The organism is Bacillus sp. YBWC18, from assembly GCF_002998775.1.
In the GTDB taxonomy this organism is placed as follows: Bacteria; Bacillota; Bacilli; order Bacillales; family Bacillaceae; genus Bacillus.
Genome location: NZ_PVRI01000005.1, coordinates 240,229 through 262,733 on the forward strand (window position 1 = coordinate 240,229; position 22,505 = coordinate 262,733).

20 protein-coding genes are annotated in these 22,505 nt (G+C 41.8%); 17 read left to right on the plus strand and 3 right to left on the minus strand.

Annotated features, from left to right (window positions below; all coding sequences use genetic code 11):
• Positions 1 to 53: 53 nt before the first annotated feature.
• Together ald and adeR are read right to left on the minus strand one after the other, a co-directional pair.
• Positions 54 to 1,190, minus strand: coding sequence for an alanine dehydrogenase (gene ald, locus C6348_RS15005; protein WP_106043622.1), 1,137 nt, complete (start codon positions 1,188 to 1,190; stop codon positions 54 to 56).
• A 110-nt stretch (positions 1,191 to 1,300) separates the two neighbouring features.
• Entirely contained in the window at positions 1,301 to 2,530 is a 1,230-nt protein-coding gene (gene adeR, locus C6348_RS15010) for a sporulation transcriptional activator AdeR (protein WP_034659848.1), read from the minus strand.
• A 406-nt stretch (positions 2,531 to 2,936) separates the two neighbouring features.
• Here adeR and C6348_RS15015 point away from each other — a divergent pair, with 406 nt between their 5' ends.
• The 8 genes from C6348_RS15015 (at position 2,937) to C6348_RS15050 (ending at position 14,453) form a co-directional block, all read left to right on the plus strand.
• Positions 2,937 to 3,230 carry a WXG100 family type VII secretion target gene (locus C6348_RS15015; protein WP_003213769.1) on the plus strand — a complete coding sequence of 98 codons (294 nt, stop codon included), beginning with the start codon at positions 2,937 to 2,939 and terminating at the stop codon, positions 3,228 to 3,230.
• Between the two features lie 95 nt (positions 3,231 to 3,325).
• Entirely contained in the window at positions 3,326 to 3,565 is a 240-nt protein-coding gene (yukD, locus tag C6348_RS15020) for an ESX secretion system protein YukD (protein WP_003213579.1), read from the plus strand.
• A 14-nt stretch (positions 3,566 to 3,579) separates the two neighbouring features.
• The gene (gene essB, locus C6348_RS15025) at positions 3,580 to 4,893 is read left to right on the plus strand and encodes a type VII secretion protein EssB (protein WP_106030444.1); all 1,314 of its coding nucleotides are present in this window, start codon (positions 3,580 to 3,582) and stop codon (positions 4,891 to 4,893) included.
• 51 nt (positions 4,894 to 4,944) lie between these two features.
• Complete coding sequence (gene essC / locus C6348_RS15030) at positions 4,945 to 9,420, plus strand: type VII secretion protein EssC (protein WP_106043623.1); 4,476 nt, start codon at positions 4,945 to 4,947, stop codon at positions 9,418 to 9,420.
• Positions 9,417 to 12,314, plus strand: coding sequence for a type VII secretion protein EsaA (gene esaA / locus C6348_RS15035; protein WP_106043624.1), 2,898 nt, complete (start codon positions 9,417 to 9,419; stop codon positions 12,312 to 12,314). The genes essC and esaA overlap by 4 nt, the downstream gene beginning before the upstream one ends.
• The gene (essA, locus tag C6348_RS15040; protein ID WP_034659843.1) at positions 12,304 to 12,789 is read left to right on the plus strand and encodes a type VII secretion protein EssA; all 486 of its coding nucleotides are present in this window, start codon (positions 12,304 to 12,306) and stop codon (positions 12,787 to 12,789) included. The genes esaA and essA overlap by 11 nt, the downstream gene beginning before the upstream one ends.
• A 98-nt stretch (positions 12,790 to 12,887) precedes the next feature.
• Positions 12,888 to 13,631, plus strand: coding sequence for a (S)-benzoin forming benzil reductase (locus C6348_RS15045; RefSeq protein WP_223251587.1), 744 nt, complete (start codon positions 12,888 to 12,890; stop codon positions 13,629 to 13,631).
• Between the two features lie 288 nt (positions 13,632 to 13,919).
• Complete coding sequence (locus C6348_RS15050; protein WP_060597222.1) at positions 13,920 to 14,453, plus strand: HD domain-containing protein; 534 nt, start codon at positions 13,920 to 13,922, stop codon at positions 14,451 to 14,453.
• Here C6348_RS15050 and C6348_RS15055 read toward each other — a convergent pair.
• Positions 14,450 to 15,934, minus strand: a complete 1,485-nt coding sequence (locus C6348_RS15055; RefSeq protein WP_060597221.1) for an esterase/lipase family protein — start codon at positions 15,932 to 15,934, stop codon at positions 14,450 to 14,452. The genes C6348_RS15050 and C6348_RS15055 overlap by 4 nt on opposite strands.
• Positions 15,935 to 16,116: 182 nt before the next feature.
• Here C6348_RS15055 and C6348_RS15060 point away from each other — a divergent pair, with 182 nt between their 5' ends.
• From C6348_RS15060 to C6348_RS15100, 9 genes are all read left to right on the plus strand, one after another.
• Entirely contained in the window at positions 16,117 to 16,353 is a 237-nt protein-coding gene (locus C6348_RS15060) for a YuzF family protein (RefSeq protein ID WP_003213721.1), read from the plus strand.
• Between the two features lie 184 nt (positions 16,354 to 16,537).
• Positions 16,538 to 17,641 carry an AI-2E family transporter gene (locus C6348_RS15065; protein ID WP_034659839.1) on the plus strand — a complete coding sequence of 368 codons (1,104 nt, stop codon included), beginning with the start codon at positions 16,538 to 16,540 and terminating at the stop codon, positions 17,639 to 17,641.
• 66 nt (positions 17,642 to 17,707) lie between these two features.
• Positions 17,708 to 17,929, plus strand: coding sequence for a spore germination protein (locus tag C6348_RS15070; RefSeq protein ID WP_034659837.1), 222 nt, complete (start codon positions 17,708 to 17,710; stop codon positions 17,927 to 17,929).
• A gap of 98 nt (positions 17,930 to 18,027) precedes the next feature.
• Positions 18,028 to 18,258: a spore germination protein gene (locus C6348_RS15075; RefSeq protein ID WP_106043626.1), complete on the plus strand. Its 231-nt coding sequence runs from the start codon at positions 18,028 to 18,030 to the stop codon at positions 18,256 to 18,258.
• A gap of 86 nt (positions 18,259 to 18,344) precedes the next feature.
• A complete protein-coding gene (locus C6348_RS15080; protein ID WP_034660684.1) occupies positions 18,345 to 18,593 on the plus strand; it encodes a YueH family protein in 249 nt (82 codons plus the stop codon).
• 27 nt (positions 18,594 to 18,620) lie between these two features.
• A complete protein-coding gene (locus tag C6348_RS15085) occupies positions 18,621 to 19,028 on the plus strand; it encodes a YueI family protein (RefSeq protein WP_106043627.1) in 408 nt (135 codons plus the stop codon).
• A gap of 60 nt (positions 19,029 to 19,088) precedes the next feature.
• Entirely contained in the window at positions 19,089 to 19,640 is a 552-nt protein-coding gene (locus C6348_RS15090; RefSeq protein ID WP_095285834.1) for a cysteine hydrolase family protein, read from the plus strand.
• Between the two features lie 17 nt (positions 19,641 to 19,657).
• A complete protein-coding gene (locus tag C6348_RS15095) occupies positions 19,658 to 21,127 on the plus strand; it encodes a nicotinate phosphoribosyltransferase (RefSeq protein WP_034659831.1) in 1,470 nt (489 codons plus the stop codon).
• 138 nt (positions 21,128 to 21,265) lie between these two features.
• Positions 21,266 to 22,492 carry an EAL and HDOD domain-containing protein gene (locus C6348_RS15100; protein WP_034659830.1) on the plus strand — a complete coding sequence of 409 codons (1,227 nt, stop codon included), beginning with the start codon at positions 21,266 to 21,268 and terminating at the stop codon, positions 22,490 to 22,492.
• Positions 22,493 to 22,505 lie beyond the last annotated feature (13 nt).

Below are 22,505 nucleotides of genomic sequence, written 5' to 3' on the forward strand. Positions count from 1 at the left end.
TGTTTTTATTATTGGTTAACAAAAAACCCACCCATGAAAAGGGCGGGTCTGTATTAAGCTTCTGTCATAGAAGACGCATCGATCGCTTGATGAACAGGCACATAATCATAGCCGAGATCACGAGCGACGGCTTCATATGTGATATGTCCGTTCATGACATTGACACCTTCTGCGATGGCTTTGTTTTCTTGAATGGCTTTTGCAGCGCCTTTATTAGCAATTTGCAGTGCGTAGGGAACGGTGACATTCGTTAAAGCAACAGTCGATGTCCGTGGAACTGCTCCAGGCATATTGGCGACTGCATAATGTATAATACCGTGTTTTTCATAAGTAGGCTGATCATGTGTTGTGATATGATCTATTGTTTCGACAATGCCGCCTTGGTCAATCGCTACGTCTACTATGACGGAACCAGGTTTCATTTGCTTCACCATTTCTTCCGTCACAAGCGTTGGTGCTTTGGCACCTGGGATCAGCACCGCACAAATGAGAAGGTCTGCCTCACTGACTGAATCTGCAATGTTGACAGGGTTAGACATTAACGTTTTCATTTGATGACCAAATTGATCGTCCAGCTGACGCAAGCGTTCTGCGTTTACGTCAATAAGAGTGACATCTGCGCCAAGTCCAATCGCCATTTTCGCTGCGTTTGTTCCAACAACACCGCCGCCTATAATTGTGACTTTCCCTCTTGATACCCCTGGTACGCCTGCGAGCAAGATGCCTTTACCGCCTTTTGGCTTTTCTAAAAATTGTGCACCGATTTGAGCGGCCATTCTTCCTGCCACTTCAGACATTGGTGTTAAGAGAGGGAGTGATGTTCCGTCCGTTACTGTTTCATAAGCAATAGCTGTGACGCCTTTTTGTTTTAAAGCTTCAGCCAAGGAGGGCTCTGCGGCAAGATGCAGGTACGTAAATAAGATGAGTCCTTCTCTGAAATATGAATATTCCTCAGGTAATGGTTCTTTTACCTTCATGATCATATCAGAAGATGCCCACACATCTTTCGCTTGATCAAGAATTTCTGCACCAACAGATACATAATCGTCATCAGTGAATCCGCTTCCAAAACCAGCGTTTGTTTCAATTAAAATCTGATGTCCAGCTGAAAGTAATTGAGAAGCTGCTCCTGGTGTTAATGCCACTCGGTTTTCATTGTTCTTAATCTCTTTCGGAATGCCGATGATCATGTTTATTCCTCCCATGCTTATCTATTCATATTGTATGTCTAGTGTATCCTGAATGTTTAAAAAATGCTTCGGTTGAAATAAAAAATAAAAAAACGCCTCTTTGTGAAATTTCACAAATGGACGTTTTTAAGCTTCATATCAAGGTATATGGTCATTTTCTCATTCATGTTTTTTAAATCTATTTCTGCAATGTCTGTAATACGTTTTAATCTGTAATTCAATGTATTGATGTGGATGTTTAATTGCTTTGCGGCAATATTGGCATTGCTGTCACAGTCAATAAATCGTTCAAGGGTTTCGACTAGGTTGGAATGATGCCTCAGGTCGTAATCTTCCAGCTTTGATAAAGAGTAACTGGAGTAAGATGAGCCCCTTCGTTTTTCAGCGAGGACATCTAAATATTGATAAATACCAAGTTCAGAAAAACTGTGTAAACGTTCGGTTTCAACAGGAAAGCGCTCTTTTGTTTTTAATACAGCCAGTGCTTCTTTATAGGAAGGCTGAATATAAGAGATGTTATCGTAAATTCCACCAATCGCTGCTTGAACGTGATGGATATGATAACGGTCAGACAGCTGCTGCAGCATGCCGCTTGTGAATTGTTTAATATCGTGCAGCGGGTGTTCCGTTTTGGGTGAGACAAGAATAATGAATTCGTGAAAATCAACAGTTGTTAACAGCACTTGGACTTGCTGCGTTGTTTCAAGCAGGTAAGATAGCTTTTTTTCTGTGTCTTCTGTGAGTTCGTCACGAAGGCGGAAAATGATGATGGCATACGTGTCTGGACATCTGATGCCAAGTCTTAAAAATAGGTCTAGCATCTCATCTTTTTCATGAATATGACCTGTGAGCATCTTCCAGAAAAGCTCCTGATTGCGTTCTTCTGTTTTCGTTTTGCGAATTTGTAAGTTAAGTAATTTGTTTTTAACAGCATGTGCTGCCATCTTCAGAAGGTCCATTTCTTCTTCTGAAAAAGGCTGTGTGGACTCAATCGCCCAGATAAAACCGAGTACTTCTTTGTCCTTCCAGATTGAAATGGCAACCCTGCTAGATAAACCCACCTCTGCAATTTGAGGGACACGAAGCGGTTCGTCTGTTTTAAGGAGTGTAGGAATGATGCCGTCCTTCCAAAGCCGATTAATGACTTTTTCCGGTACCCGGCGGGAGATAATGGTTGAAGTTCTGGCGGGATCAGTAAAATCATTATGTGTGCTATAAGCCAACAATCGATGATGCGTATCTTCTATAGTAATAGGGCAATTGAGCACATCACTAATTTGGTCTGCCACATCCTCTAAACGATCAAGACTATACTTGAATGGATCTGTCTTTTTTGTCATAAAAACCCCTGCTTTTTCGAATATTTCACGTACTTACATTATGAAGAGAAAGAGGTACGTAAATCAATAACAAAATGCCATAAATTTAAAAAAAGAGAAAGCCCAGAGAAGTAAGCACATCGATGCTGAATGAAGGCGAAAAAGAAATAGTACAATAATAACGTAGTAAAAAATCAATAGGCGGAAAGATTCAGTGAAGTGTGTCTACACTTATTAAGAATATATGACCAAAAAAATGTTAAATACTAGATAAAAAGCGAAAAAACAGTAATTCCATAGACTCATTTTGTAAAATAAAAACAGATTTGTTTGACTGTGTATCATTTCTGTTTTTATAATAATAACGTCAAAAAATAAGTGGATTAGCCCATTATATGGCGGCTATGCACGGGAGGTAATGAGGAATATGTCAGGAATTATTCGCGTAACCCCAGAAGAACTAAGAGCGACCGCTAAGCAATATGGTGTTGAAAGTCAAGAAGTGTTAAACCAAGTTGATCGTCTAAATAGAATGATCTCTGATTTAAAAGGAATGTGGGAAGGTGCTTCTAGTGAAGCATTTGCTGATCAATACGAGCAGTTAAAGCCTTCATTCATCAAAATGTCTGATCTATTAACAGATGTCAGCAATCAGCTTGATCAAACGGCAAATACACTTGAAAGCACTGACCAAGACATCGCAAGCCAAATCCGCGGCTAATCAAAGGGATTTCCTTTCTAAGTGTGAAAAGCAGAAAAAGCGCCGAGTGTGTCAATGGATGCCGGCGCTCTTTCTATTTTGTGAGGTGGAAATTTGTGTATATCGATATTACCATCGACTTAAAAAATTATGATGGCAGTGTGTTTGATTTGAGACTATCAAATTATTTACATATTAAACAAGTCATCCATATCGCCTGGCAGGCAAAACAAATCTCACTTCCTAAGCGAGAAGGCGGCTGGGTGCGAGTAGTCAATAAGAAAGCTGTGTTTTCAGGCGAATATAAGCTGTCAGACTGTGGAATCACCACAGGAGACAGGCTGGAAATACTATGAAAGGACTTTTGTAAATGGCAGATAAAAAGAGTTCCTATTTAGAAGAACAATTAGAAGCAGTTATGAAAAAAGAGGGTGGCACCTACAGCTTCATTTTTCAAAGAGAGACAATTAAACTCTTAGACGGTTTAGAAGCGGCACCGATCAAAGACATCAATCCTTCATTCAAAAAAGAGATTCAATTAACTGAAGATGAGGTCATCATTTCTATTCAACCGCCTCCTGCCTATCAGGAATTTCGTTTCATCCATGCAAAGGATGAAAAAAGCAAATGGATTTTTTCATACCAGCTTGTCGATGCAGTTTGCAAACACGACGTGAAGCGGCTGCATCCTATTGTTTCTCCTGAAAACATTGTTTTTCATCAAGGCTTAGCTCCTGCATTTTTGCATTACGGGGTCAAAGAAAGCATCCCGCCATATGAAACGGATGAACATCGTTTATTAAAAGAAGTCAAAGCCGTCATTCTTCGAGTGGTGGACCATGAATATCAGTTTCAAGAATATGTGGCTTACAGCGAAACGCTGAAACTATCTGAACTGGCAAAAGAGATCAGCGAAACGCAGTCTTTGGAAGAATTGTCTGCCCTCACTCAGCAAAAAATCGAAGCGATTGAAACGAAAGAGAAAACGCTATTAACTATTCCGAAAAAGAAATGGAAGATCGAACGATATATCGGACTAGGTCTGCTTGTCCTATTAATCCCGGCATTGGTGTACACCATTTACACCTTCTTTTTTGCGATGCCGAAACAAGAAGCGTATGTCGAGGCAAACAAATATTATCTCAACAAACAGTACAGCCAAGTGGTGGATACGTTAGAAAAATATTCAGCCAATCAAATGCCGGTCTCTCTTCAATATGAACTGGCCATTTCGTATGTACAAACGAATCAAGGCAACCTGTTACTCGATCAGCATAAAAAAGAAATCACAGATACATACACATTACAGACTGATCCGCAATATTTCCTTTTCTGGATTCATATTGGACAAGGCAATAGCAAGGAAGCACTTGATATTGCACGTGTACTTGGAGACGACCGGTACATATTCACGGCACTCGTCGCCTACCGCAATGACATTCAAAACGATGACAGTCTTACTGCAGAAGAAAAACAAAAACAGCTAGACCCGATTATTAAGGAAATGGCGAAATATGAAGAAAAAGAAACAACGGAGACAAGCACCAACGACTCCTCGGGTGCAAGCCAAACAGATGAAACAGCTGAACAAAAAGAGCAGTCAAAAGCCGATCAAGAGAAAAAAGAGAAAGAATCTGAAGCGAAAAAGAAAACCTCTCAGACGAAAAAAGATGAGAAAAAATAATTCTTTCGATACAACTGACAGTTGCTGCTGTCCCATGAGGAGGTGGAGCGTTTGAGTCTTCTTTGGGTTTTTTATGAGGAGGATTATCAAACCGTCCGTTTAGACGAGCAGTTCAATCGAGAAGCTGTGATTGGACCTGAAATAGAGCATACGGTGACAATCCCTACACTTTCGTTTGATGAAGGGGTCATCCGTTTATCTCCCGATGAACCGAATGATGGCTTTTTCATTTATCAGGGTGAAGGGAAGAAAGGCACATTACTTCTACATGAACCATATAAACTTGGATCACTTACACTTATGTTAATGGAAGCACAATATGACCAACACATTTATTACCTAGGAAATAGAGTCGAGCTGTCTTTTTCACGTGAGGAAAAAGATGGTATTGATGTGTGGAAAGAACAAGCGCATTCCATGTTTCAAGATGCGAGCCAGTTTACTTTGGAGAAAATCGAAGGAACTTGGTATGTCATGCCTCAGGACGAGACGATTTATGTGAACGGGAAAAAAATCCATGGTCCAGAGAAGGTTTATACTGGAGATGAACTGTTCTGGAACTTTCTAACGGTGACATTGAAAGATGATGATTTATTGCAGGTGACTGCATATGAACCATTTCAAACACGTTTGGAAAAAACAAGAGCACCAAGCACAGAAACAAAACAAAAATATCCTTTATATAGACGAACACCTCGTTTAATTTATGACCTGCCAGATGACCGGGTTTCCTTTAGCTTTCCTTCGCAGGAGAGTGAAAATAACAGCAGAGGGCTTTGGCTTGTTGTCCTTCCGCCGCTTGTGATGCTCCTTGTGATGGGAATTGTCGCTCTTGTCCAGCCGCGCGGGATCTTTATTGTCGTGTCGATGGCGATGTTTATCATGACCTTAATCACATCGTCCGTTCAATACTTTAAAGAGAAATCACAACGCAAAAGACGGGAAGAGAAACGGCAGCGAGTCTATTCTCTATACTTAGAAAATAAACGAAAAGAGCTGCAAGAGCTCTACGACCGCCAGCAATATATTTTGACGTATCATTATCCGTCATTTGAACAAATGAAGTACTTAACGTCAGAAATTAGCGGCCGGATTTGGGAAAAAACACTTGTGAGTGACGATTTCTTGCAGCTGCGTCTTGGGACGGGTGCAGTCCCATCAAGCTATGAATTATCGATGAGCGGCGGCGATATGGCCAATCGTGACATGGATGACTTAATGGAACAAACGCAGCACATGCAACAGGTCTATCGTGAAGTGAAGGATGTACCCATTACATTTGGTCTTGCAGATGGTCCAACAGGCTTGATTGGAAAGCCAGCCATTGTGAAAAAGGAGCTTCATCAACTTGTCGGACAGCTTGCTTTCTCGCACAGCTATCACGATTTGAGATTTGTCTTTATTTTTCATGAGCAGGAGTATGAGAATTGGGAATGGATGAAATGGCTTCCGCATTTCCAGCTGCCTCATACATACGGCAAAGGGTTTATTTACAACGAACAAACACGCGATCAGCTGTTGTCCTCGATTTATGAAATTTTACGTGAGCGTGATTTAGAAGAAGAAAAAGAGAAAAAAATCTTTACGCCTCACTTTGTGTTTATCGTGACAAATCACGAGCTTATTGCTGAACATGTGATTTTAGAATATTTAGAAGGCAGCCGGACAGACCTTGGCATCTCAATTATTTTTGCTGCTGAAACAAAGGAAAGCTTAGCTGAAAATATCTCGACGCTTGTCCGTTATATTAACGAAGAAGAAGGAGATATTCTCATTCAGCACAAGAAAGCCGTCCGAATTCCATTTCAGCTTGATACACATGAGCGCGGGGACAATGAGCTGTTTGCCAGAACACTGAGAACATTAGATCATCAAGTTGGAATGACCAACTCGATTCCTGAAACGGTCTCCTTCCTTGATCTTTTTCATGCCAAACAGGTAGACGACATTGGCATTCGTGAAAAATGGCTCACATCGGAAACGGCCAAATCACTATCTGTGCCAATCGGTTATAAAGGGAAAAATGACATTGTGGATCTGAATCTGCATGAAAAAGCACACGGTCCGCACGGCCTGTTGGCGGGAACAACAGGATCAGGGAAAAGTGAATTTTTACAGACGTACATTTTATCGCTCGCTGTACACTTTCATCCACATGAAGTCGCTTTCCTATTGATTGACTATAAAGGAGGCGGAATGGCGCAGCCGTTCCGAAATATTCCTCATTTACTTGGCACCATCACCAATATTGAAGGCAGTAAGAACTTTAGTGAAAGAGCGCTTGCCTCAATTAAAAGTGAATTGAAGAAAAGACAACGGTTGTTTGATCAATATCATGTGAATCACATCAATGATTATACGAAGCTCTATAAGGAGAAAAAGGCTGAACAGGCAATGCCTCATTTATTCTTAATCTCTGATGAGTTTGCTGAATTAAAAAGTGAAGAGCCGGACTTTATCAGGGAGCTTGTCAGTGCTGCACGTATCGGCCGAAGCCTCGGGGTCCATCTCATTTTGGCTACACAAAAGCCAGGCGGAGTCATCGATGATCAAATTTGGAGTAACTCCCGCTTTAAGGTGGCACTAAAAGTACAAGATGCGTCAGACAGTAAGGAAATTTTGAAAAATAGTGATGCGGCGTCCATTACCGTTACAGGCCGCGGCTACTTACAAGTGGGGAACAATGAAATTTATGAATTGTTCCAATCAGCTTGGAGCGGTGCGCCTTATATGGAAGATGGCTACGGATCAGAAGATGACATTGCCATTGTGACAGATACTGGACTCATTCCGTTATCAGGGGTAAGCACAGAGCCGGCAGTGAAGAAAGAGACAGTATCGGAGATTTCTGCTGTTGTGGATGAAATTGAACGTATGCAGCAGGAGCTTGGGATTGAGAAGCTTCCAAGTCCATGGCTTCCACCGCTTGAAGAACGGATTCCAAAAACACGTTATGCGTCGAGTGAAGAGCATGTCTTCCATTTTGCGCTTGTCGATGAGCCAGATCAGCAAAGCCAGCATCCACTTTCTTATCAAATGATGGAAGATGGGAACATTGGCATCTTTGGTTCCTCCGGCTACGGCAAATCACTTGCTGCGACAACACTGCTCATGAGCTTTGCGGAGAGATATTCACCTGAAGAATGGCATGCGTATATTTATGACTTCGGAAACGGGACATTGCTTCCGTTAGCCAAGCTGCCGCATACGGCGGATTATTTCTTAATGGATCAAATGAGAAAGATTCAAAAGTCGATGACGCGTTTGCGGGAAGAGGTTGAATACCGCAAGCGGTTATTCAGGCAGCAAGAAATGAGTCATATCAAAATGTACAACGCCTTAAATGAGAAAAAGCTCCCGTTCATTTTCATCGTGATCGACAACTTTGACATTGTCAAAGACGAAATGCATGAACTTGAATCTGAATTTATCCAGCTGAGCCGTGATGGACAATCATTAGGAATTTACTTCTTGATTACAGCGACTCGGGTAAACGCAGTCCGCCAATCTCTTATGAATAACCTGAAAACAAAGGTTGTTCATTACTTAATGGATCAAGGAGAGGCGTATTCGATTATTGGCAGACCGAAATTCAGCTTAGAACCGATTCCAGGACGAGTCATTATCAATAAAGAAGAGCTTTACTTTGCGCAAATGTTCCTGCCAGTTGAAGGAGAGAACGATCTCGAACTGTTTGAGCATTTGAAAGAAGAGATACAGCTTCTTCATGATCGCTTTGAATCAGATGAAAAACCAAAGCCTGTGCCAATGCTTCCTGATAAACTGACCATTTGGGAGCTAGAGAGTCGTTTAGAAGAACAAAAACAGCCGTATGACATTCCAGTCGGACTAGATGAGGAATCTGTTGCACCTGTTTACTTTGACTTGAAAAAGAATAAACACTGCCTCATCATCGGTCAAACGCAGCGAGGGAAAACAAATGTGACAAAACTGATGCTTGATCAGCTTTTAGCAGCAAGACCTGAGAAGCTGGCCGTGTTTGATTCGATTGATCGGGGTCTTTCCCATTATGCAAAGGAAGAGAATATCGATTACCTTGAAACAAAGGATGATATCACTGAATGGGCAGAGGAAATAGACCGTTTATTCAAGGTGCGGGAAGAGATGTACGTCGAAGCTGTACGCAGGGGAGAGACCGATAAGTTGTCGTTCCCTCAAATTGTGCTTGTGATTGATGGCATTACGCGTTTTCAGCAGACGATCGATCCGCGTCTTCAAGATCAATTGGCTGATTTCATGAAGTCATATGCACACCTAGGCTTTAGCCTGATCGCATCAGGGAATCATACCGAATTCAGTAAAGGCTATGATGCACTCACAAACGAAATTAAACAAGTTCGTCATGCCATGTTACTCATGAAAAAATCAGAGCAAAACATCATACCGCTTCCATATGCAAGACAAGAACCAGACATTCAGCCAGGGTTCGGGTATTTGGTTGAAAACGGGAAAGAGAAGAAAATCCAGGTTCCTTTATGTGCGGTAGAAAGGAAGAGTGTTCAATGACAGAGCAGCAAAAAAGCTCCATCAAAATCGTATCGACCATGATATTGATTCTTGTTCTGCCGGTTTTATTTTTCCACCTCATTGGAGATGACCCGGCAAAACAGAAAAAGAATGCCACACGTAATATTGCTGTGGTCAATGAAGATATGGGAGCGAGCGAAAGTGAAAACACCGCTCGTTTCGGACAGGATGTCGTGGCAGCATTATCAGAGCGTCCAGATTATACATGGACCGTAGTGAATCGCAGTGCGGCGGAAAATGGACTGAAAAACAGAAAGTATGACGCTGTCCTCTATATTCCGTCTGATTTCTCTAAAAATGTGCTCAGCTATGATAAAGACCACCCTGAAAAGGCATCCATTCAATTTTCTATTCAAGACCAGCTCAATTCAGTCAATAAAGAGAAAGTGCAAAGAGAGCTGGAAAATGCGCAAAAGAAAATGAATGAACAGATGTCAACGTTATACTGGAGTTTTGTATCACAGGAAATCGGCAATGTTAGAGAAGAGTTTGAGCATATTGTCGGCAAAGAAGTCGAATTCCAAAACACAATGTATAATTTCTATAAGCCGAACTCAAACAAACTATCAGATGCCGTTCAGCAGCAGAAGAAACAAATAGAAGAATTAAAAAATGCGATGACCGACTCACAGAAGCAGTATAAAGATGGTTTGAGTACAACAGAAGAAGCTAAGAACCAGTTAAAGGACTTTGTGAAAGCAGTCGATCAATACCAGCAGTATCAAGACAAACAAAAGGACCTCTTGATCAAAGCGCAATCGACAAGCAAAAAACAAATCCAGCAAGGGCTTAAACAGCTCGCTGATATTCAAAACCAAAATGCCCGCAGCTTTAGTGATCAAATGGGTGGGCTCAAAACAGACATCAACGGGGTACAAAGTCAGCTGAACACAACGGACAGCGCCATCCAATCTGTTCAAAAGTCGAGAGAGGACGCCATTCCTAAGCAAGCAACGGGATTAACGGATCTTGTGATGGCGTCTCAAGAAGAACTGATTAAAAAGTATGAAGATCGTTACTTAGAAGACTATCGAAATAAGATATCAGCCTTGCAAACGAAGCTATTGGCTAAACGGCAAGAGTTGATGGATGAGCCTGAGCGTCCAGTTGACTCTGATGATGACGAGCCATCAGATCAAGATAATGAAAAACCAGAAGAGATTGGGATTAACCTAGATGAAGAAACAAATGAACTCTCGCAAATTTCAACAGAAATGAACAACCTTGCAGATGAATTAGGAGAACAGGAGACGCCGCCTTCTACTGAAGATGGCAAAGAAGGTGAAGGCGATGAAAATCCTGCTCAGCCAGATACCGGCAGCACGAATTCATCTCAGGATGACCTTAAAGCACTCTCTACTCGTTTAGAAGAAGTGAAAAAGAAGATTCAAGAAAAAGCTGCCGCTCATAATGACGAATTGAAAGACAAAGTGAGTCAGATGAGTAAAGAGCTTGAGAGCCTTACGAAAAAAGTAGAAAAGCTTGAAAAGATGTTCCTATGGTTACAAGATCGATATAATGTGATTCCAAATGAAATCAAAAATCAGGAATCCTCTATTTTAAGCAAAGTAAAAGAGCTGAAGCGCAGAAACTCACCGATTGGTGAAGCCTTTAATGATAACCTTTTTGAGAAAAAATTTGAAACAAATTCAACAAGAACTAAAAAATTAATGAACTATTCCAATCAACTCTCCCAGCTAGAGCTGATGATTGCAAATGTCTATCAACCATCTAATAACTCTTCTCTACTAGACACAAAAGAAGAGAAAATCCAGTCCATCCTCTCCATCAAAAAAGAGGAAACAGAAAACTGGGATACGCTCAAAAACCAGATGTTGACGTCAAACGATGATGTGTCTACTTTTATTGATGAGATGCAGAAGTTTTCAGATGGCTATGCAGAATACATTTCGACTCAGCAGGCAAGCATGGAACAGGAATTAAATACAATCTCTGAAAGTGCGGACAATGTTGCGGAGCAAATGGCTGATCAAGGAGATGCAGTGTATACGGCAGACCTTGCAGGCAGTTCAATTGTTGTCAGTGCACAGGATTCAATTGGTCAAGAAGTGCTTCGTCTTTCTGATAATATGAGTTCGTTAACCGACCGCCAAAAAGGGGTGGCGGATTATACGAATAACATTGAAGAGAGTGTGACAACAGTTCAAGAAAAAGCGGATACGCTGAATGAAAACTGGAGCAAGAATGTCAACTCTACGAAGCTTGTTCAGCAAGATTTGAAAGGTATTTTAGGAAACACATTGAGTGATCAAGGCAACAGCAACTATGTGTATAACCACTTAGCCAATCCGCTGAAAATCAGCGGTGATGTGCCGGAAGAAAAAACGCAGACGGTACCGCCAGTGGTCATTTTGGTCATTGTGATGATCAGTAGTTTGTTAATTGGCTTTTTCAGCTCGTATTATGCGGCAGCTCCGATGCTGGTTAAAGGTGCACTGTTTGGCATCTTAAATCTATTAGTCGGACTCATGATCAGCTTGTTTGGACTGAACATTTACAAGCTTGCAGATGATCAAGCGATTCAGTGGTCCATTTTCACGATTTTACTATTAGTGGCTTGTTCCGCCTTTATTCGCACGGCGTTCCTTTTCGGCTCTATTGCCGGATGGATGGCAGCAACGGCGCTTATTTTCTTCTTTGTCGCACCATTAATTGATTTGGTGATGCCGAATTTCTATTTCACAAATCCAGTGACAGACGTGTACCTGTCCATCCAATATGGAAATGGAGATCACTTTGGAATGGGTGTTATAGGATTAGTGATTTTAACTGTCCTCTTCATGGCCATCCCGCTTGTGACAAAGCTATGGAAAGATAAAACGGAGGAACGTGATGTGACTCATGAGGCTTAATCTGTTCGTGAAAGGGGTGGCACTTGGTGTCATGTCCCTTTTTCTCCTCATTCCTGCTGCTTTCGCTGCTGGTGAAGATACGGATACAAATGTCAAGCCGAATGAATATCAGGAAAAAGAACTCAATATTAACTCAAGTATATTGAGGGATCAAACGAAATACGAACAAAGCAAAAAGACATCAACAGTCAAAACAGACATTCATTTTGCTGAACCGCCTAAAACTCCGGGAGGGTCTCTTTCTCCGCAGCTTTTCAGTGATCTAAAAGAGAACCCGCCCAAAACATCAGCTCACATGATGGAAGAGATGAATATCTCTTTTCGTGATGCCGCTGTATCAGCACCTTCTGGCGATGATCACAAGAAGCAGACATCAGCACTGCTTCCGATCATCTTTGGTTTCTTAATCGTCTTTGGCATTGTCGTGATGTTCATTCTGATTCCTAAGGTGAATGTGAAGGCTGAAAAGAAATAGCCTGTCTCTTTGAAAAGAGGCAGGCTTTTCTTATGCAGATTGCTTGATGTCATACCGTTCCACTACGTAAAATAGTGTTATCAAGGGAGGAGATTGTCATTCGAATTTCAATCGTTACAGGCGGATCAAAAGGATTTGGTCTAGCACTTGTGAACCGGCTGCTTTCACGCGGGGACCATGTGTATACGGCAGCAAGAAGTGCATCGCCGATTTACCATCCGGAGCTCACACATACACAGGTCGACCTGACAGATGAGAAAGCAGCAGCCAAATGGCTTCAAGATAGTCTCACGCCGCAAGCACTGGCAGCTGCTGATGACATCTTATTCGTCAATAATGCAGGCATGGTGACACCTATCAAACGTGTGGGGCAAGGCGGACAGGATACGCTTCATCAGCATTATACGTTGAATCTTGTCATCCCTGTTTTGCTGAGCCATGTTTTTACCAAGCAGACTCAATCATATAGCGGAAAGAAAACGATCGTTCACCTTTCTTCTGGAGCGGCGAAAAACCCTTATAAAGGCTGGAGTGCGTATTGTAGCTCAAAGGCAGGACTTGATATGTTTATGAGGACTTTGCATGAGGAACAGCAGGACGAGGCGTATCCAATCAACACGTTTTCATTTTCCCCCGGCACCATTGATACAGATATGCAGGGGGAGATTCGGAAGTCATCAAAACAGGACTTCGAACAAATTGACCGTTTTCAGCAATTATATGAAACAGGCACGCTGAAGAGTCCAGATGAAGTCGCAGGTATTTTGCTCGATCTTTTAGCGGATGATCCAGCTGGCGGATGCGTATACGATGCACGTGAGTATGTGAAAAAGCAGTCATAACGACTGTAGCAGCGTGAAGACAAACCCTCGCATTCGGTGTCAGTCCTGCATGCCGGTGCTCACGAATCTCAAATTCGCTCCGCGCCAGCTAGACTTCAAGGGTTTTCATATCACGCTTTACAAGAAGAAAAAAGCAGTCATCACGACTGCTTTTTTTCGTCTTGTACAAGCAAAACCAGCTGATTTGACATAAGCTAATCTTGAGACTCATAGAAAATATAACAGAACATTTGAGTTTCTTTTCAGAATATGTTAGGATGCTAAAAATATAGATAAGGAGGGGTTTCCATGAGAAAGGTTACATTAATGGATGTTTACACCCATCCAGTTGCTCAAAAGTATTTAAATCGTTCAGGAAAAGCCCATGCGATTGCTTGTGCTTATCACGCATTCAAGCTGGCGATGCAGGCGGGAATTAACCCAGATCTGGCTGTGAAAGCAGCACTCTTGCATGATATCGGCCACTATGAATGGTATACAGCCGGCGGAGAATGGGATTACGAGACATATAGAAGAAATGATATTCATGCCATTAAAGGTGCAGAGCGGGCACACAAACTGCTCATACGGCTCGGGGAGGAACCAAAAGCAGCCAAAGATATTGCACTTGCGATTCTGCTTCATACGGATTCATATTTGCCAGAGGGCGACCTCCATAAGGACACACTCCAGCAAATTGTGAAGAAAGCAGATGAAATGGATGAAGAGCCTGGCGGACACCACCATTACAGACAAATAGACGAATCATTGGCAATGAAAAAGATTGCCGATTTGGATCAGAAAGTGCAGCAGGCACTCCAGCCCATGAAACGCTCTGTTTAGTATGGAATGTCTCCATGAATCGTTCCGTGCTGATCGACATACAACGTGCGAATAACGGTACGGTTAAACGCAGATGTTCCTGACGTAGTGAGTCCGGTGTAATGCACCGTGACGGAATAAGCACCTTCTTTTTTCAATTGAATGGCTGATGAGGTACTTGTTTTCAGTGGATGATCCTTTTGTGCATCTTTAAAGTAATTGGTTTCCACTGATTTGCTTAACCGTTTAATCAGACCGCTTGAATGGGTCGATGCATCCCCTGACTTCGATGCAGCTGCTTTAATTTCTTCATTTAATGGTGAATCAAAGGATACAAGCAGCAGATAAGGAGCCTTTTTGCCTGAATTCGATCGAATCGTCCATTTTCCAGGAACGGGCTTATTGATTTGCACATGGTGTGAATATGCGCCTTCATATGGGAAAGATGCTTCCGATGTCTTAAGGTTTGTTAAGACGTCTCCATTTGGGGCGATGATTTCTGGCCGCGTCTCCTGCCTTTCATTTAACCATTGAATCGATAAGCCATTCGTTCCTTCCTCTACATAGAACGCTTCTGTTTTATCCTTTTCACTTTCTCCACCTTTCACATAAACATCTGTATTCAGCTCAGCAGAAACGGGCTCTTGTTCCTCTTTATTTTCATTTTCAGCGCTTGCGACATTTGCCAGAAGCTGATGCTGGAACACAGGAAACATACTTGTGCCGTTTTTGATTGAATGATGATCCCATTTTCCTGTTAAAATATTGTTTGCATACGATAGTCTTGTGCTGTTTACCGTGACGGCGCCATCATTTGCACCAAAGCTCTTTAAATACATGCCGCCTAAATACAGCACACCGCCAAATGTTCCCCATTCCGAGCCAGAGTAGGTGACATATTTATTGGGAAACGCCTCCAGCTGGTCGGTTTCACTTCGAAAAGCCGCCATCAGACCGGTTTGCAAAGAATAAAGCGCGTCGCTTTTTTGTCCAAGAATTTGCGCGAGCCAGCTTCCGCCCTTGCTATACGCTAGATCCGCAAGCGGTGTCCCGTTATGAGGAGAGCCGAGAGTAATGACCTTTTCCACATAGGGATGGGCTTTGAAATACACCAGTGCGGACTGTGTATCGACCCCGCCTTTACTATGACCAATCACAATGAGTTTTCTACCAAACGCATCATAGATTTCTTTGAGCTTTTCTGCTAATAGTTTGCCGTTCTTTTTCATGTCCTGATCTGGATGCAAATCTATGAATGCGCTTTCGTATCCGTTCAGAACAGCCTGCTTTGCCATATCGTTTCGATCGGACCAAGTGGAGGAGGAGCTGTTAATGCCATGAACAAAAACAAGTGGTGGTTTTGACTCGTCTTTTTGAACGGGCTCTTCTCCTTTAAACCACTTCCCCGGCGTCCCAGGTGGATCTCCAATTGTGCCTGCATACGTATAACTTGCAGAGGATAGAAAGAGCATGACAGCAACAATACAGATGAGTTTTTTCAAGACAATTCACCTCTTCGAATGATTTAAATTGTTGGCAGCACCAATCTATTATACTTCTTAAAAATGTAAAAACGTACTATTTGTAAAAATATGGTATTAATGTTGTGGGTTTGCCCTGAGTGACATTCACATGGGTTCATGCATACGCTGTGGGTAAATACACAAGTAAAGGGGCAGGTAGGATGGCACAACAAGGAAGTCCACAGCTTGTTTCATTAGTTGATCCATATGTTTATCAAACATTGCAGAAAGTGGTCGGTATGAGATTAATTGTGCAAACAGTGAAAGATACGGTGCGTGGGAAATTGAAGGAAGTTATGCCGGATCATATTGTGATTGAAGCGGGGGCGAAATCAGTTTTTTATGTGCGGATCCAGCAAATCGTGTCGGTGATGCCTGATCACAGTGAAAGAGTGTAACAAGCAGACGCATAGATGTCTGCTTTTTTTCATGCTTATAGAATGTATATCTGGAAAAAGTGCATGATATACCAATTGTTCTTTTTTTTTCAAAAAATGAGGTTCTAAAACAAGAAGCAGTTGACAGAAGGTGGGTTGAATAGTAGTTTTTTAATAAGATCAATACGTAACAGGAGGAGCATCTTTGTTAAAATCTAAAGTTCATTTTTGGACATTCCAAATATTACTTGTTTTACTCATTGTCTATGTATCAACTAAGGTTTCGTTTTTATTTCAGCCGATTATTTTATTTGCATCAACACTGTTTGTCCCCATCTTACTGGCGGGTATTCTCTTTTTCATCTTTAATCCAATTGTTCGATTTTTGTCCAAGAAAATTCCTAGGACACTCGCTATCCTGATCATTTATCTCCTGTTCATTGGACTCATCACGTTCATCGTCAATGCTGCTGGACCGGTGATTGTCTCGCAGGTCGGTGGACTTGTCAAAAGCTTCCCTGGTTATGTGACGGACATGCAGAAGTTTATCAATGACTTTTCGCATTCTAAAACATTTACTTGGATGATGAACCAAGATTATGTGTCTGTCTCAAAATTTGAACAGACGATCGTTTCGACATTAAAAGATTTGCCGGAAAATATCGCTTCAAGTATGTCTGCGGTGTTTGGCGTGATTGCCAATATCGCTTTAGCCGTCATCACAGTTCCGTTCATTTTGTTTTATATGCTGAAAGACGGGCATAAGTTTCCCGACAAGCTCGTTCAATTTTTGCCAATGCCTTACCGTAAGGAAGGTTTGAAGATTTTTAAAGAATTAAACGACACACTTGCGGCTTACATACAGGGGCAGATTGTTGTCTGTTTATTTGTTGGAGTGGCTTGTTTTATCGGATACTTATTAATTGGTGTGAAATATGCGCTTATTCTTGGCATTATCATTGCGGTCACAAATGTGATTCCGTACCTTGGACCATATCTTGGCGCGGCACCAGCTGTGCTGATTGCCTTTCTTGATTCGCCTGGAAAAGCAGTGGTGACAGTGATTGTGATTCTTGTCGTTCAGCAAATTGACGGAAATGTCATTTCTCCATTGATCATTGGGAAACGCCTTAACACACACCCTTTGACCATTATCCTGCTGTTAATTGGTGCAGGAAGCTTTGGCGGCATCCTTGGCATGATCTTTGCGGTTCCTGTCTATGCACTGCTCAAAGCCATCACCCTAAATATTGTCAGATTGGTTCAGCTGCGTCAGCGGTCTCGTAAAGAACAGCATTTAAACGTATAGGGCAGATGCACAACTTTTCCCTTTTTGCATAAGATGGTTGACATAAGCAGATAGGGGGAGATTCTGATGCCTGCAATCGTTGGACCTATTCATATCGAGTCATTAGGAGGAAACGGTGCAGCTACTTTCGGTGATGTACTGGCCATTGCCCCTTTGGCTGTAAACCACTCCACTGGCGGGGCGGGAGCCTTTAATTCAGGTGATTATATGTCTCTTACAAGTGATCCTAATGCGACGATGCTTTGGGACTTCACATTGTTTGACCAGCCTCAATCATTTAATGCATAGAAAGACAGCTGGTGATCAAATATCAGCTGTCTTTTTTTATTTGTGATACACGTATTGTTGAGCTGGGCAAATGATGTGGATAGAAAAGGTGGTGGACAATGCCAGCGATTGTTGGACCTATTCATATAGATCGTGTGTACGGAAATGGGGCGGCACATTTCGGCGGTGTTTTTCCCATTTCGCCAAAAAGTGTTGATTACTCCGCCGGTGGTTCAGGTACCTATCATGCAGGGGGCCTCGTCCAATTTTTTAACAGTCCAAACGTCACATTTGTTTGGGATTTAAATCTTATTAGTCAGCAAAGAGCTTCAATGCGTAGCCAGCTTTGAAAGGGATTTCCTTTTCAGAAGCTGTCTTTTTTTATGGTACAATGGATATGGATGTAAGAAGAAAAAAGAGGTGTGAACAGAGTCAAATGAAAATTAGAAAAGCACACATCACAAGCCGGCAACCAAAGACCTACAATGTATATTTACATGAAAATAAAAAAGAATATAAAACGCTTGTTGCCGTACCTGACATTGAATGGAGTATATCCATTGCGTACGAGGACGAAAAAGAGCAGCTGATCCATACGCTCGAGCAATCCTTAATGGAAAGAGCAGAAACAGACGAAGCCCGTGAGCTTGCACTAAAGATTGTGCACTGGGTCACAGAAATGTAAATTTTAAAACCAGGAGTGAAAACAGCGATGAAAGAAGAATCCGTAGACTTTTATTTGCAGCAAGGAATATTTGGACATGCTGAAACAAAACCCGATGAACGAAGAATGTTTCTCGGTTCATTAAGGGAACGAGCGCTTCTCGCCCTGACAAAGGGACAGGTATTACGAAATAAACCGTATCAAGAGGTCGAACAAGTCTTAAAGTCCAACCGTCAGGCCACTGTTCTTTTAAATGGTGAGTTGTCCTATGCATCTTATTCTCAATATGTGAAAATGGCTAATGCCGCTGGATGTTCCTTTAAAGTGGTGAATCATCATGAGGCGCATTCTCCTTTTGGTCTTGTGATAGAGCTATCAAATGCGGTCAATCAAGAGCACATCTATATAGAAGATGAGCTGTTTCAGAAGGCTTTTTCTCACGAATCTGTTGAATAGGTTTCCCTAGTGAAATGAATAGGCTATAATGAGTCAAAAGAGCATATGGGAGAGATGCGGATGGGCAAAGCATTGGTTTGTATTGATTATACCGTTGATTTTGTTGCAGACGATGGAAAATTGACATGCGGAAAGCCTGGACAGGCGATTGAGCCTAAGATCACAGAGATCACTTCTTCGTTTATTGATGAAGGACACTTTGTCGTCTTTGCAGTTGATCATCATGAAGAGCAAGACCCTTATCATCCAGAGACAAAGTTATTTCCGCCCCATAATATTCGCGGGACAAAGGGAATTGAACTTTATGGCAAACTAAGTTCACTATTTCACACGTCAAAACATTTAAAACATGTCTACTATATGGAAAAAACAAGATACTCTGCTTTTGCAGGCACTCAATTAGAAATGAAACTGCGCGAACGCGGCATCACTGAACTTCATTTAGCCGGCGTATGTACCGATATTTGTGTACTTCATACAGCTGTTGATGCGTACAATAAAGGCTTCGAACTTGTGATTCACCAGAATGCTGTAGCGAGTTTTAATGAAGCGGGGCACGAGTGGGCACTTTCTCACTTTGAGCAGTCGCTTGGTGCGAAAGTGGTTAAGTAAGGGAAGGAGAATGGAAGTTGGAGCATCGGTTTATTGACGACAGTTTATCACTACATACAGATCTTTATCAAATTAACATGGCAGAAACGTATTGGAGAGACGGCATTCATGAGAAGAAGGCAGTTTTTGAACTCTTCTTCAGAAAGCTTCCATTTGACAATGGCTTCGCTGTATTTGCTGGTTTAGAGAAAGCGATTGAATATTTATCGGACTTCTCCTTCACCGAAAGTGATCTAGCGTATTTAAAAGATGAACTCGGTTATAAAAGCGATTTCATTGATTATTTAAGCGGGTTGTCCTTTACAGGAACACTTCATTCAATGCGGGAAGGCGAAATTGTCTTTGCAAATGAGCCGATCATGCGCATTGAGGCAACGCTTGTAGAAGCGCAGCTAATCGAAACAGCCTTGCTGAATATCGTGAATTTCCAAACACTGATCGCAACAAAGGCGGCTCGGATTAAAGGAATCATTGAAGATGAGACAGCACTAGAATTCGGAACAAGACGTGCGCATGAAATGGATGCAGCGATGTGGGGAGCAAGAGCGGCACTCATCGGCGGCTTCCAGGCGACAAGTAATGTTCGTGCTGGGAAGCGCTTCAACATTCCAGTGTCAGGAACTCATGCCCATGCGCTTGTACAAGCATACCGCGATGAATATACGGCATTTAAAAAATATGCTGAAACCCATACAGACTGTGTCTTTTTAGTCGATACGTATGATACCGTGAGATCCGGTATTCCGAATGCCATTAAGGTAGCGAAAGAATTCGGAGACAAAATCAACTTTATTGGTGTCAGACTTGATAGCGGTGACCTTGCATACTTGTCTAAAAAAGCTAGAACGATGCTGGATGATGCAGGATTCCATGATGCAAAAGTCATTGCATCGAGCGATCTTGATGAACATACCATCATGAATTTAAAAGCACAGGGTGCCAAAATTGATGTGTGGGGTGTTGGGACAAAGCTGATCACAGCATTTGATCAGCCAGCTCTTGGTGCAGTGTATAAACTCGTATCTATTGAAGAAAATGGAAAAATGAACGATACCATTAAAATTTCGTCTAACCCAGAGAAAGTGACAACACCAGGACGTAAACGTGTGTACCGCATCATCAATCAATTGAATCATCATTCTGAGGGTGACTACATTGCGCTCGAAGAGGAAGATGTTCATAGTGAGGATAAACTGAAAATGTTCCACCCTGTGCATACATTTATCAGCAAATTTGTTACAAACTTTGTGGCTAAGGATCTTCATGTCCCTATTTTCGAACAAGGAAAACTTGTATATGACAATCCGGATATTCAAACAATTCAAGCCTATGTGCAGGATAGCCTCGGACTTTTCTGGGAGGAATATAAACGAATCAGCAAACCAGAAGAATATCCAGTCGATTTGAGTCAAAAATGCTGGGATAACAAGATGCAGTTTATCCATGACGTGAAAAATAAAATTAAAAAAGAGCTTTATGAAAGCTAATTGGAAGAAAAGGAGATCATCAAGCCGGGTGATCTCTTTTTTTATTTTTTGACCGATTCAAAGTGAACCATAAGCACAATCATTTGGTATACTGAAAGCACATCTTGTTTGTCATTGCATAAAGGAGGATTGGAGCAGTTGAGGGTGTTTGTTGCGAGACAGCCTATTTTTAACAGAAAAGAACAAGTCGTATCATATGAGCTGCTTTATAGAGATAGTGAAACCAATACATATAGCGCTGAAGACGGTGACCAAGCGACAACGGACCTCATTATTAATAGCTTTTTAAATATCGGTATCGAAACATTGACAGAGGGCAAAAGATGCTACATTAATTTCACCGAAAGCTTACTTTCGTCTGATCTGCTCACCTATTTTGATCCGCATCAGCTTGTGATCGAGATATTAGAAAATGTACCGATTACCCCGGCACTTATTATGAGATGTAAGCAGTTAAAAAAATGGGGATATACGATTGCACTTGATGATTTTTTTCTAAGCGGAACACATTTTAGTGACAAGTTGCTTGACGAACTCCTCTATTGCATTGATATTTTAAAAATTGACTTTCTGAAAACCACATCGGAAGAACGAAGAAATATTCTACATACGTATAAAAAATATCGACTTCGCTTCCTTGCAGAAAAGGTGGAAACGCGAAGAGAGTATGAAGAAGCGCTAGAAGCCGGCTTCCATTTGTTTCAAGGGTATTTCTTTAGCGAGCCTCGTGTCATATCAGGACGAGCATTATCGACCAGCTTCCATGCGTACCACCAGCTCTTAAATGAACTGAGCAAGGAACAGCCGAATATCCAGGTCGTGACTCATTTTATTGAAAGTGACCTTTCGCTGTCATATCAATTATTAAAAATGCTGAATTCAGGCGGCATGAGACGTCTTTATCAAATCAAAAGTATCCGGCAGGCGATTATCCTGCTTGGGTTTAATGAAATTCGGCGCTGGATCTTTATTCTTTCATTTAAAGAACTGAATGTCCAAGCCAACTCAAGCCAAAAAGAAATTATCAAAATGTCATTCATTCGGGCGAAAACGTGTGAACTGATTGCGAGTCGTACTGAACGAGAGCACCCAGCCTCTTATATGCTGACAGGTATGTTTTCTCTCATTGATACGCTTGTCAGGGCAGATATTACAGAACTTGTGAAAGAGCTGCCGCTTTCTGATGAAGTTGGTGAGGCACTGCTTGGCTATGAAAATGATTATTCATTTGTGCTAGGTGTAGCCAAACGGATTGAACGAAATGAATGGGATGATGAGATGTTAAATGGGGAACTCCCGAAGCAAGAAGCCTACGGCTGTTATATAGAAGCCATTGAATGGTGTCATAAAATGTTTGAATCTTAAGAAAAGCCGCTCA

Excerpts from the sequence above, each read along its gene's own strand:
- ald (WP_106043622.1), bottom strand. The coding sequence starts at position 1,190 with ATGATCATCGGCATTCCGAAAGAGATTAAGAACAATGAAAACCGAGTG.
- adeR (WP_034659848.1), bottom strand. The coding sequence starts at position 2,530 with ATGACAAAAAAGACAGATCCATTCAAGTATAGTCTTGATCGTTTAGAG.
- C6348_RS15015 (WP_003213769.1), top strand. The coding sequence starts at position 2,937 with ATGTCAGGAATTATTCGCGTAACCCCAGAAGAACTAAGAGCGACCGCT.
- essB (WP_106030444.1), top strand. The coding sequence starts at position 3,580 with ATGGCAGATAAAAAGAGTTCCTATTTAGAAGAACAATTAGAAGCAGTT.
- esaA (WP_106043624.1), top strand. The coding sequence starts at position 9,417 with ATGACAGAGCAGCAAAAAAGCTCCATCAAAATCGTATCGACCATGATA.
- essA (WP_034659843.1), top strand. The coding sequence starts at position 12,304 with ATGAGGCTTAATCTGTTCGTGAAAGGGGTGGCACTTGGTGTCATGTCC.
- C6348_RS15050 (WP_060597222.1), top strand. The coding sequence starts at position 13,920 with ATGAGAAAGGTTACATTAATGGATGTTTACACCCATCCAGTTGCTCAA.
- C6348_RS15060 (WP_003213721.1), top strand. The coding sequence starts at position 16,117 with ATGGCACAACAAGGAAGTCCACAGCTTGTTTCATTAGTTGATCCATAT.
- C6348_RS15070 (WP_034659837.1), top strand. The coding sequence starts at position 17,708 with ATGCCTGCAATCGTTGGACCTATTCATATCGAGTCATTAGGAGGAAAC.
- C6348_RS15075 (WP_106043626.1), top strand. The coding sequence starts at position 18,028 with ATGCCAGCGATTGTTGGACCTATTCATATAGATCGTGTGTACGGAAAT.
- C6348_RS15080 (WP_034660684.1), top strand. The coding sequence starts at position 18,345 with ATGAAAATTAGAAAAGCACACATCACAAGCCGGCAACCAAAGACCTAC.
- C6348_RS15085 (WP_106043627.1), top strand. The coding sequence starts at position 18,621 with ATGAAAGAAGAATCCGTAGACTTTTATTTGCAGCAAGGAATATTTGGA.
- C6348_RS15090 (WP_095285834.1), top strand. The coding sequence starts at position 19,089 with ATGGGCAAAGCATTGGTTTGTATTGATTATACCGTTGATTTTGTTGCA.